Here is a 10734-nt window from a genome sequence, read left to right as displayed (position 1 = left end):
CCGCCGGCTCGGTCGGCGCGACGCGGTGCGGCTCGAGCCGCACCACGACCGCCTTCGACACGGGGGTGTTGCTGCCCTCGGCGACGCTCTCGAGCGGGACGAGCACGTTCGCCTCCGGGAAGTAGGCGGCAGCGCATCCTCTCGCCGTCGGGTAGGAGACCACGCGCCAGTCCGTCAGGCGCCCGTGGTCGGCACCCCGCCACTCGCTCACGATGTCGACCCGCGCACCATCGTCGAGGCCGAGCTCGGCGAGGTCGTCGGGGTTCACGAAGACCACCCGCCGACCCTTCTTGATGCCCCGGTAGCGGTCGTTGAGCCCGTAGATGGTCGTGTTGAACTGATCGTGCGAGCGCAGCGTCTGCAGCAGCAGGCGACCGGGGGGCCGCTCGACCGCCTCCAGGGCGTTGACGGTGAGCCTCGCCCGCCCTGTCGCGGTACGGAAGCTGCGGGAGTCGCGCGGACCGTTGGGCAGCACGAAGCCCTCGGGCCGCCGTGCACGCGCAGAGAAGTCGTCGAAGCCCGGAACGACGCGACTGATGCGGTCGCGGATGAGATCGTAGTCCGCCTCGAAGTCCCGCCACGGGATGCTCACGCGATCGCCGAGCACCGCTTCGGCCATGCGGCACACGATGGCGACCTCCGACAGCAGCCGCTCGTCGACGGGCGGCACCGCGCCGTACGAGGCGTGCACGGCGCACACGGTGTCCTCCACCGTCACGAACTGCTCGCCGGAAGCCTGCCGGTCGATCTCGGTGCGGCCGAGGGTCGGCAGGATGATCGCCTCGCGGCCCGTCACGACGTGGGAGCGGTTCAGCTTGGTGGAGATCTGCACGGTGAGGTCGGTGCCGCGCACGGCCGCCTCGGCGGCGGCGGTGTCGGAGATCGCGCCGACGAAGTTGCCGCCGAGCGAGACCCACGCGCGCATGCGTCCCTCGCGCATCGCCTGCACGCCGCGCACCGAGTCGACGCCCTCCTCGCGCGGCGGAGCGAAGCCGAACTCCCGCTCAAGAGCATCGAGAAACCAGGCGGGCATCTTCTCCCACACACCCATGGTGCGGTCCCCTTGCACGTTGCTGTGCCCGCGCACCGGGCAGGCACCCGCGCCGGGCTTGCCCATGTTGCCGCGCAGCAGGAGCAGGTTGACGATCTCGCGGATCGTCGCGACGGCCTTCTTCTGCTGCGTGATGCCCATCGCCCAGGTGATGATGACGCGCTCGGCCTGCAGGTACCGCTGCGCGAGCTCGTCGATCTGCGGCGACGTCAGACCGGTGGCGGCGACCACCTCGGCCTCGTCGACCGACCCCAGGTGGGCGATGGCCTCCTCGACGCCGCTCGCATGCTCGGCGAGGAAGGCGTGGTCGAGCACGGTGCCCGGCGCCGCCGCCTCGGCCTCGATGACCCGCCGCGAGAGCGCTTGCAGGAGCGCCATGTCGCCTCCCGTGCGAATCTGCAGGTACTGGTCCGCGATGCTCGAGCCCCGGCCGAGCACGCCGCGCACGGTCTGCGGGTTCTTGTAGCGCGTGAGGCCGGCCTCGACGAGCGGGTTGACGGCGACGATGCTCGCGCCGTTGCGCTTCGCCTCCTCGAGGGCGGTGAGCATGCGGGGGTGATTGGTGCCCGGGTTCTGCCCCATCACGATGATGAGGTCGGCTTGGGCGAAGTCGTCGTAGGCGACCGTCGCCTTGCCGATGCCGAGCGTCTCGGTGAGCGCGGTACCCGTCGACTCGTGGCACATGTTCGAGCAGTCGGGCAGGTTGTTGGTGCCGTAGGCGCGCACGAACAACTGGTACAGAAAGGCGGCCTCGTTGGATGCGCGCCCGCTCGTGTAGAAGGCCGCCTGGTCGGGCGTCTCGAGCGACGTCAGCCTGTCGCCGATGATCGCGAACGCCTCTTCCCAGCTCACCGGGCGGTAGTGGTCGCTATCGGCGGGCTTGTGGACGGGCTCGACGAGCCGGCCCTGTTGGCCGAGCCAGTACTCGTCCTTCTCCAGGAGCTCGGTGAGCGAGTTCTCGGCCCAGAAGCTCGAGGGCACGGTGAGGGGCGTCGCCTCCCAGGTGACCGCCTTCGCACCGTTCTCGCAGAACTCGGCGGCCTTGCGGTGCGCGGGGTCGGGCCACGCGCAGCTCATGCAGTCGAAGCCCTGCTGCTGGTTGAGCTTGGTCAGGAGCGTGAGCGAACGCCCCACGCCGAGCTCGGCGCGCGCCGGCCGCATGGCATGCAGCACGCCGGGAACACCGGCCGCCCACCCCTTGGGCACGGTGACGACGAGATCGGGCTCGGGGGCTGCGGATGGGGGGCCGCCCGGTGCGGGGCCGTCGGGCAGGCCGGTGAGGTCGGTCATGGGACGAGTTCCTCCTGCGGGAGCGTGAGCTGGGCATCTTCAATGCGCTCGATGCCCGTGTACACGACCATCGACTCGCCGCGCAGGAAGCCCACGAGGGTCATGCCGAGCTCCTCGGCGAGCTCGACGGCGAGCGACGACGGCGCCGAGACGGCCGCGAGCATCGGAATGCCCGCCATCGAGGCCTTCTGCGTCAGCTCGAAACTCGCGCGGCCCGACACCATGAGCACCGTGCCCCTGAGCGGCAGCCGGTCGTTGAGGAGCGCCCACCCGATGACCTTGTCGACGGCGTTGTGCCGACCGACGTCCTCCCGCAGCACAAGCAGAGCGCCGGTCGCGCCGTCGACGAGCGCGGCCGCGTGCAACCCGCCCGTCTTCTCGAACACCGCCTGCTGCTCACGCAGACGATCGGGCAGCGTCGTCAGCAGCTGCGCGCTCACCACGAGCGGGTCGTCGGCCACCGGGTGCTGCGAGCTCGTGCGCACCGCCTCGATGCTGTCTTTGCCGCACAACCCGCACGAGCTCGTGGTGAAGAACGTGCGCGCGAGGCTCGGGTCGGGGGCGGGCACACCGGGTGCGAGGGCGACGTCGAGCACGTTGTAGGTGTTGCTCACGTGCCCGCTCGTGCGATCCTCCGCGGTCGCGTCGACGCAGTACCGAGCGGCCGAGAACTGCTCGCCGCGCGCGATCACGCTCTCCGACACGAGGAAGCCGGCGGCGAGCTCGACATCGCTGCCGGGGGTGCGCATCGTGATGGCGAGGGGCATTCCCCCGACGCGGATCTCGAGCGGCTCCTCGACCGTGAGAACGTCGGCGCGCTCGCTCGGCGCGCGCCCGAGCGTGATCCGCGTGACGCGGCGTCGTTGCGTGATGCGACCCACCCCTCGATCGTCGCACATGGCGCCCGCTAGCGTGGAGCGCGTGATCGTCGACGCCCTCGTGCTCAGCGGTGGCCGGGGCGCGCGGCTCGGCGGCGCGTCCAAGGCCGCCCTCGAGGTCGACGGCGACACGCTGCTGCAGCGCACGCTCGTCGCCCTCCGTGCGGCGCGGTGCGTGGTCGTCGTCGGCGAGGCCCCCGCGCGCGTTCTCGATGCCCGCGTGTGTGCGACCCGCGAGCATCCGGCTTATGGCGGCCCGGTCGCCGCGATCGGCGCGGGGCTCGATGCCCTGGAGGCTCGGCGCGAGCCCACCGCCGACGCCCTCCTCATCCTCGCGGTCGACATGCCGCACGTCGCTCCGCTCGTGCCCGCACTGCTCGCCGCGCTCTCGTCGATGCCGGGAGCCGAGGCGGTGCTGCCCCACGACGAGGCTCACCGCGCGCAGCCGCTCGCGGCGATCTATCGCGCGGCTCCCCTGCGGCGCGCGGTCGCTGAGTTGCGCGCGGAGGGCGTGCCGGGCGCACACCGCACGGCCAGCGCTCACGGCGATCATCCCCGCGGCCGTGATCGCGCCGCCGAGCGTCCCGCGCCGCACCCGCTCGCCTCCCTGCCCTTGCGGGCGATCACCGCGAAGATGGTCGTCGAGACGATCGCGGCGCCCCCGGGGTCGACGGCGGACGTCGACACGCTTGAGGACGCCGCCGCGCTGGGCGTCGCCGTGCCCGGCAGGACCGAAGGAGACCGTACGCCATGACCGACGACCGCGAGGCCCTGCTCGCCGCCTGGGTCGACGAGCTGCGCACAGCCCTCGGGCTGCCCGAGCTGCCCGCCGACATCGACACCGTTCTCGCGCTCGCCGGGCGGGTCGCGCACGGTGTCGTGCGTCCCGCCGCTCCGCTCGCCACGTTCCTCGCCGGGTACGCCGCCGGGCGTCGATCGGGTGCAGCCGATGCGGCGCTCTCGAAGGGCATCGATGCGGAGCTCGCGACCATCGACCGACTGCTCGCCGCGCGAGACGCCGGCGCGGGCGGTGCCGAGTGACGCCCGAGCTCGCCGTGGATGCGGCCCGCATCATCACGGCGATCGTGTTCGTCGCCATCGGCGCGACCCACTTCGTGCCGACCGTCGTGCGCACAATGGCCGCGATGGTGCCCGCCGTCTTCCACCGCCGCCCGTTCACCCCGCGCGGCTGGGTTTGGGTGACCGGCATCGCCGAGATTGCGGGAGGGATCGGGCTGCTCGTCCCGGCGACGCGGCCCGCAGCGGGCATCCTGCTCGCGGTGTTTCTCGTGTGCGTGTTTCCGGCCAACGCTTACGCGGCGCGCCACCGCGACCGGTTCGGGGTCGTCGCTGTGCCGCTCGTACCTCGACTGCTGATGCAGCTCCTCCTCATCGCGCTCGTGCTCTGGGTCGGCCTCGCCTGAGGAAACGGTCTCCGCTAGACCCCCAGAGTGCCGGTCGCGACAGCGATAAGGCTCAGGCGGGTCGCAGCGACGGCCGCCAGGCTCGTGATGAGCACGAGCGTCAGGCGAGCGAGCGGCAGTCGTGCACCGATGACGACGGCCGCCGCGTAGGCGACGACGGGCATTGCGACGCCGAGGACGAGCGCCGGCCACGGGATGCTCTCGGCGAGCCCCAGTTGCGTGAGCAGCTCGGGCAGGGCCACGAGATTGCCAACGGCGTCCCAGGTGAACCAGGCGACCACGAAGCCCAGGAGGAGGACGATGCCCACCCGTGCGCCGCGGGAGCCGCGGTCGGGCTCCGCGCCCCGCGCCCGCTCGGATTCTGAGGAACGCGGCGGGGCCGCGCCGTCGGGAGTGGGATCGTGCGCCGCGGTCATGCCAGCACTCCCAGCACGAAAGGCCAGGGCAGCAGCACGAGGGCACCGAGGGAGAGCCAGCCGGCGCGTCGGCCGATGTGCCCCGCGGTCAGCACGAGAGTCGCCCCGAACCAGAGGGCGCTTGCGATGATCGCGAGGAACTCGGCGAACTGGTAGACCACCTCGAGCACCAGCGTCGGCCCGCTCAGCTGAAGGCCGCCCACGCCCACGATCCACGCGATCGAGTAGGCGAGATAGAGAACCGCGCCCGCACCGGTGACGAGCCTCGTGGCGAGCGAGCCAGCCGAGGGATGGGCCGGCGCACCGATCTCTCTGTGCCGGTCGTCGGAGCCGTCGGCGCCAGCCTCGGCGCCGATGCCCGCCCCGCCGCGTCGCGCTCCGCTCTGCGTGTCGACCCAGCTCGGGTCGTCGACGTCGTCCCACCGCAGGGCTGCATCGTCGTCGGACGGAGTGCGTGGCATGGGCGTGAGCCTAGCGAGAGCGCCTCGACAGACGCTGGTGAGGCCAAGCCTCCTGAGCTCACCCTGACGTGAACCGGCGCACGAACTCGGTCGCGGGTGCCGCGGCGAGCTCGGCGAGAGTACCTCTCTGCACGACGCGTCCACCCTCGAGCGCGAGGACGCGGTCGGCGAGCGCCGCGACGTCGTCCCGATCATGGGCGACGACGATCGTTGCTCCGCCGAAGGCCCGGATGTGAGCGGAGAGGTCTGCGCGCACGGCTGCCCGCACCTCCACATCGAGCGCAGAGAGGGGCTCGTCGAGCACGAGCGCCGCTGGATCCGCCGCGAGCGAGCGGGCGAGAGCGACCTTCTGCGCCTGGCCGCCGGAGAGCTGGCCAGGCACGCGCTCGGCGAGCTCGGTGAGACCCATGCGCGCGATCCACTCCTCGGCGGCGCGCCGTGCCGCGGCCCGCCCGCGGCCCTGCGCGCGCGGGCCGAAGGCGATGTTCTCGCGTACGGTCAAGTGCGGGAACAGAGCGTAGCCCTGGAACACGACCCCCACCCTCCGATCGGCGGCCGGGCGGTCGATTCCCTCGGCGGTGTCGGCGAGAACGCGGTCTCCGAGCCGCACATGCCCGCCGTCGAGGGCGAGCGCCCCCGCGATCGCGAGGAGGGCCGTCGACTTGCCAGCGCCGTTCGGCCCGATCAGGGCGAGCGGATGGCCGGCACGCACCGCAAGAGAGACGTCGAGCACGAAGCCGCCCCGGTTCACGAGCAGCGCGGCCTCGAGACTCCCGGGCGGCAGCGATGCATCCGCCGCGCTCATGCGGTGGCTCCGGGAACCCAGCGGTCTCTCATCGCGACGAGGGTGACGAGCGCCACCGCGACGAGCACGAGGGCGAGCGCGACCGCGGCCTCGGGGTCGCGCTGCAACTCGAGATAGGTCGCGATGGGCAGGGTCTGCGTCGTTCCCGGGAAGCTGCCGGCGAACGTGATCGTGGCCCCGAACTCCCCGAGAGCTCGTGCTGCGCAGAGGATCGTGCCGGCGAGGATGCCGGGCGCCGCGAGCGGCAGCGTGACGCGGCGCAGCACCGTGGCGCGCGAGGCTCCGAGCGTCTCCGCCGCGGTCTCCGTCGCAGGATCGACTCCCCGCAGCGCCCCCTCGACGGCGAGTACGAGGAAGGGCATCGCGACGAAGGTCTGTGCGAGTACGACCGCGAGGGTCGTGAACGGGATCGTTACGCCGGTCAGAGCCTCCAGCGGAGCGCCCAGCACCCCCGAGCGGCCCAGCAACAGCAGCAGCGCGAGACCGCCGACGACGGGCGGCAGGACGAGAGGGATCGTGACAAGAGCGCGCAGTCCGCGCCGCACGAGGGGCGGGGCATCGTCGCTGCGCGCGAGCACGAGCGCGAGCGGCACGCCGAGGATGAGACACAGTAGCGTGCTCACGGCCGCCGTCCCCAGCGAGAGACCGAGCGCGCTGAGCGTCGACTCGCGTGTGAGAAGCTCACCGAGCTGACTCCACGGTGCGCGCAGCAGTAGCGCGAGCAGGGGCAGGGTGAGCAGTGCGACCGCGATGACGGCGGCAGCGGCGACGGGCCAGGGCACACCGCGTCGACGGCGCGCACGAGCGCGAGGGCGCGCCGTATGCGGCCGCTCCGCGCTCACGGCTGATCTCCGGTCACGGCTCGCGAGATAGTCGCGGTGTCGAAGCCGGCGGAATCGAGCACGCTGCGTCCCTCGTCGCCGAGCACGAGCGCGAGCCATGCCTCTGCTGCAGCACGGCGCGCCGTGCCCTCCGCGATGGCGATGTGATAGGTGGGCGCGAAACGCTGCGCGCTCACCGCATCGACGTCGATCGTCTCGACGTCCTCCCCCGCCACGCGCACGTCGGTGCCGTACACGATGCCGACATCCACCTCGCCGAGCTGCACCTTCGTGAGCACCGCGCGCACGTCCGACTCGCGCGTGTCGACCGAGGCGGCTACCCCCAGGTCGGCGAGCAGTGCGTCGGCGGCCCGGCCGCAGGGAACCTCCGAGGCGCACAGGGCGACGACCAGATCGGCGCGCTCGAGGTCGTCGAGCCCGTCGACCCGGCCGGGGTTGCCAGCGGGCACGGCGAGCGCGAGCGGGTTGCGGGCGAAAGCGTTGGGCGCCTCGACTGCTCCAGCGTCGACGGCGAGCTGCATCGTGGTCTCATCGGCCGACGCGAGCACATCGGCAGGAGCGCCGGCGATGAGCTGCTGCACGAGGGTGGCGCTGCCCGCGAGCACCACCACGACGTCCAGCTGCGGATGCCGCGCCTCGAGCCGCGCCTCGAGCTCGCCGAAGGTCTCGGTGAGCGAGGCCGCCGCGAAGATCGTGAGCGTGCCCGACAGGCTCGATCGGGGGGTGACAGGCTGCTCCACCGAGCTGCCGGCGCCAACGCAGGCTGACAGCACGATAGACGCGCCGACGAGGAGCCCGAAACCGGGCGCGTGACGCGGTGTCGCGGAGCGATGACCGCGCGACGACCGCGGTGAAGGGGTGCGACTCATGCGATGCTCCTCTCGGCGACTCCTGCGACAATCACACCATGCCCGATGCCTCCCGCCACGCGCGCCAGCTCGCACTGCCGGGCTTCGGCGTCGGCGGGCAAGACGCTCTCGCGCGAGCGCGTGTTCTCGTGATCGGCGCGGGCGGGCTGGGCAGCGTGCTGCTGCCCCAACTGGTCGGCGCGGGCCTCGCGACCGGCCCAGCAGGCCGCCTTGGCATCATCGACGACGACGTCGTCGAGGTCAGCAACCTGCATCGCCAGCATCTGCACGGCACCGCAGACGTCGGGCGCGCGAAGGTCGACTCGGCCGCCGAGAGGTTGCGAGCACTCGATCCAGCCGTGACGATCGTCACGCACCGGCAGCGGTTCACGAGCGAGAACGCGCTCGACCTGCTCGCAGACTACGACCTCCTGGTCGACGGCAGCGACGGCTTCGCCACACGCTACCTCGCTGCCGACGCGGCACTCCTGCGCGGCATCCCCCTGGTGTGGGGCGCCGTGCTGCAGTACGGCGGGCAGACCGGCGTGTGCCCGGTGGGCGGCCCCGGCTATCGCGATCTCTTCCCCTCCCCGCCCTCGCCCGACGCCGTGCTGGACTGCGCGACGGGCGGCGTGCTGCCCTCCGTGTGCGGCGTGATCGGAGCCATCATGGCCGGCCAGGTGGTGGCCCTGCTGACGGGCATCGGCGATGCCCTCGTCGGCCGCGTCACCACCTACGACGCGCGCACCGGTCGCTTTCGCGAACTACCCTTCGGCCACGACCCGCACTCCTCCCCCGTGACCGAGCTCATCGACTACGAGGAGTTTTGCGGTGCGACACCCGCAGCCTCCGCTGAGGGGCACGTCACCGCCGAGGGCTCGACCGTCGAACTCACGGCGCCAGAGCTCGCGCGCCTGCTCGACGCGAGCGTGGCGGCGCCCGACCGACCTCTGCTGCTCGACGTGCGCGAGCCCTGGGAGCACGAGCTCACCGCGCTGCCCGACTCGACCCTCGTGCCTCTCGGTCAGCTGCCCGCGGCGATCGACGCGCTCCCCCGCGACCGCGAGACGATCGTGTACTGCCACCACGGCATCCGGTCGCAGGATGCCCTGCGGCAGCTGCTCGCCGCTGGCATCCCCGCCCGGCACCTCGTCGGCGGCATCGACGCCTGGTCGCGCGAGGTCGACCCCGCGATCGCCCGGTACTAGCTGGCAGCTCAGCCGTCGACCTGCACGGTGACGGCGTGGTAGCCCTCGGCGCCGTTGGGCGCCACGGGCACGTACTGCTCGCGCTGCGTGAACCCCGCGGCGTCGGTCGCGCGCACCTCGATGACGTGGGTGCCGCTCGTCGCCTCCCACATCCACACCCACTGGCGCCAGGTGTCGATCGAGATGGCCTCGGCGAGCCGGGCCTCGTTCCACTCCCCGCCGTCGACGCGCACCTCGACGCGATCGATGCCGGTCTGCTGCGCCCACGCGATGCCCGCGACCGGCACCGGGCCGGCCGAGACCCGCGCGCGCTCACGCGGCACGTCGATGCGACTGTGCGTCTTCACCGGCCCGAGCGCCGACCAGCCGCGCGGGGTCCAGTACCCCTGCTCGCGATCGAAGCGGGTCACCCGCAGCTCGACCACCCACTTGGTCGCCGAGACGTAGCCGTAGAGCCCGGGCACGACCATCCGCACGGGGAACCCGTGCTCGAGCGGCAGCGGCTCGCCGTTCATGCCGATGGCGAGCAGAGCATCCCGGTCGTCCTGCAGAACGTCGAGCGGCGTTCCCGCCGTCCAGCCGTCCTGGCTGACCGAGAGCACCATGTCAGCCTCCGGCAGCGGGCGTGCGCGCGCGAGAACCTCCCTGATCGGATGCCCGAGCCACAGCGCGTTGCCCGTCAGGTCTCCCCCCACCTCGTTGGAGACGCACATGAGGGTCACGTAGCTCTCCTGCAAGGGCAGCGACGACAGTTCCGCCCAGTCAAGCTCGATCTCCTGCTCGACGAGTCCCGTCACGCGCAGCCGCCATTGGGCAGCGTCCATGCGCGGCACCTGCAGTGCCGTGTCGATGCGGTAGAAGTCGCGGTTCGCTGTGACGAGCGGAGTGATGCCGGCGACATCCAGTCGGGCGCCCGCCGGGATGGGCGCGGCCGGCCGTGCGGGGGCGGGCAGGGTGAGCGCCTCGCGCACCGCGGTCACGGCAGCCGTCGCCGAATTCGCGACGCGGGCGGCGACGCCGGCTATCGCGGCGGCGGCGGCCGTACCGAAGAGTGCGCCGAAGAAGGAGCGCCGGGCGAGCCCGGGCGACGAACCGTCCGGCTCGCCGTCGGCATCAGCCGCCCCCGCGGCCGACCGAACGCCGGAGTGCCGCCCGAGCCACTCGTCGAGTCGGCCCGACAGACGGCGCAAGACGAGGATGCCGACGGCCGCTCCCCCGATCGTCGGCACCGACCAGAGAGCCTCCGCCTCCGCACGGGTGACGACGGCGACGACCGCGATCGCCCCCACCGCCCCGAGCAGAGCGGCGCCCCAGGGAGCGCGACGACGCTCGAGCATCCCGCTGACGATCGCGAGAACGGCCACGAGGAGGATGACCATGACGAGCAGGAACGCCTTGTTGTCGGTACCGAACACCGCGATCGTGGCCTCCTTGAGCCACGGTGGCGTGAGATCGATCACGAGCGAGCCGACCGCCAGCACAGGGCTGCTGGCCGGAGCGAGCAGCACGGC

The 10734-nt window shown here is 72.3% G+C and carries 12 protein-coding genes; 4 read left to right on the top strand and 8 right to left on the bottom strand.

Annotated elements, in window-relative coordinates:
* Together RJQ01_RS11565 and fdhD are read right to left on the bottom strand one after the other, a co-directional pair.
* On the bottom strand, nt 1–2341 hold a 2341-nt coding region (locus RJQ01_RS11565; RefSeq protein ID WP_350476880.1), incomplete at its 3' end, for an FdhF/YdeP family oxidoreductase.
* Complete coding sequence (gene fdhD / locus RJQ01_RS11560; protein ID WP_350476879.1) at nt 2338–3222, bottom strand: formate dehydrogenase accessory sulfurtransferase FdhD; 885 nt, start codon at nt 3220–3222, stop codon at nt 2338–2340. The genes fdhD and RJQ01_RS11565, both read right to left, overlap by 4 nt.
* A gap of 40 nt (nt 3223–3262) precedes the next feature.
* On the opposite strand from fdhD, the gene mobA reads away from it, so the two are divergent.
* From mobA to RJQ01_RS11545, 3 genes are read left to right on the top strand one after another with little or no spacing between them, the layout of a single operon-like run.
* Nucleotides 3263–3973: a molybdenum cofactor guanylyltransferase gene (gene mobA, locus RJQ01_RS11555; protein ID WP_350476878.1), complete on the top strand. Its 711-nt coding sequence runs from the start codon at nt 3263–3265 to the stop codon at nt 3971–3973.
* On the top strand, nt 3970–4260 hold the full coding sequence (locus RJQ01_RS11550) for a DUF6457 domain-containing protein (RefSeq protein ID WP_350476877.1): 291 nt from the start codon (nt 3970–3972) through the stop codon (nt 4258–4260). Before mobA ends, RJQ01_RS11550 begins: the two co-directional genes overlap by 4 nt.
* Nucleotides 4257–4643 carry a DoxX family protein gene (locus tag RJQ01_RS11545; protein ID WP_350476876.1) on the top strand — a complete coding sequence of 129 codons (387 nt, stop codon included), beginning with the start codon at nt 4257–4259 and terminating at the stop codon, nt 4641–4643. Before RJQ01_RS11550 ends, RJQ01_RS11545 begins: the two co-directional genes overlap by 4 nt.
* 14 nt (nt 4644–4657) lie before the next feature.
* Here RJQ01_RS11545 and RJQ01_RS11540 read toward each other — a convergent pair whose 3' ends face one another.
* Genes RJQ01_RS11540 through modA form a run of 5 tightly spaced genes read right to left on the bottom strand, consistent with a single transcriptional unit; the run spans nt 4658 to nt 8036 of the window.
* Nucleotides 4658–5059, bottom strand: a complete 402-nt coding sequence (locus RJQ01_RS11540) for a hypothetical protein (protein ID WP_350476875.1) — start codon at nt 5057–5059, stop codon at nt 4658–4660.
* Nucleotides 5056–5520 carry a hypothetical protein gene (locus RJQ01_RS11535; RefSeq protein ID WP_350476874.1) on the bottom strand — a complete coding sequence of 155 codons (465 nt, stop codon included), beginning with the start codon at nt 5518–5520 and terminating at the stop codon, nt 5056–5058. The genes RJQ01_RS11540 and RJQ01_RS11535 overlap by 4 nt, the downstream gene beginning before the upstream one ends.
* Nucleotides 5521–5578: 58 nt before the next feature.
* Nucleotides 5579–6325, bottom strand: coding sequence for a sulfate/molybdate ABC transporter ATP-binding protein (locus tag RJQ01_RS11530; protein ID WP_350476873.1), 747 nt, complete (start codon nt 6323–6325; stop codon nt 5579–5581).
* Complete coding sequence (locus RJQ01_RS11525) at nt 6322–7107, bottom strand: ABC transporter permease (protein WP_350476872.1); 786 nt, start codon at nt 7105–7107, stop codon at nt 6322–6324. The genes RJQ01_RS11530 and RJQ01_RS11525 overlap by 4 nt, the downstream gene beginning before the upstream one ends.
* Before the next feature lie 56 nt (nt 7108–7163).
* Complete coding sequence (gene modA, locus RJQ01_RS11520) at nt 7164–8036, bottom strand: molybdate ABC transporter substrate-binding protein (protein ID WP_350476871.1); 873 nt, start codon at nt 8034–8036, stop codon at nt 7164–7166.
* 38 nt (nt 8037–8074) lie between these two features.
* On the opposite strand from modA, the gene RJQ01_RS11515 reads away from it, so the two are divergent.
* Complete coding sequence (locus RJQ01_RS11515) at nt 8075–9223, top strand: ThiF family adenylyltransferase (RefSeq protein ID WP_350476870.1); 1149 nt, start codon at nt 8075–8077, stop codon at nt 9221–9223.
* An 8-nt stretch (nt 9224–9231) separates the two neighbouring features.
* On the opposite strand, the gene RJQ01_RS11510 is transcribed toward RJQ01_RS11515, so the two are convergent.
* Nucleotides 9232–10734, bottom strand: a 1503-nt coding sequence (locus RJQ01_RS11510; protein ID WP_350476869.1) for a molybdopterin-dependent oxidoreductase, incomplete at its 5' end; no start/stop codon positions are given.

Source organism: Microcella sp., assembly GCF_040286215.1.
Classification (GTDB): Bacteria; Actinomycetota; Actinomycetes; order Actinomycetales; family Microbacteriaceae; genus Microcella.
The sequence above is the reverse complement of the archived record's forward strand: the minus strand, read 5'-3'. Positions and strand labels throughout refer to the sequence as shown.

What these genes read in the sequence shown, in the direction of transcription:
- RJQ01_RS11550 (WP_350476877.1), top strand. Translation starts at nt 3,970, where the DNA reads ATGACCGACGACCGCGAGGCCCTGCTCGCCGCCTGGGTCGACGAGCTG.
- RJQ01_RS11540 (WP_350476875.1), bottom strand. Translation starts at nt 5,059, where the DNA reads ATGACCGCGGCGCACGATCCCACTCCCGACGGCGCGGCCCCGCCGCGT.
- RJQ01_RS11535 (WP_350476874.1), bottom strand. Translation starts at nt 5,520, where the DNA reads ATGCCACGCACTCCGTCCGACGACGATGCAGCCCTGCGGTGGGACGAC.
- RJQ01_RS11530 (WP_350476873.1), bottom strand. Translation starts at nt 6,325, where the DNA reads ATGAGCGCGGCGGATGCATCGCTGCCGCCCGGGAGTCTCGAGGCCGCG.
- modA (WP_350476871.1), bottom strand. Translation starts at nt 8,036, where the DNA reads ATGAGTCGCACCCCTTCACCGCGGTCGTCGCGCGGTCATCGCTCCGCG.
- RJQ01_RS11515 (WP_350476870.1), top strand. Translation starts at nt 8,075, where the DNA reads ATGCCCGATGCCTCCCGCCACGCGCGCCAGCTCGCACTGCCGGGCTTC.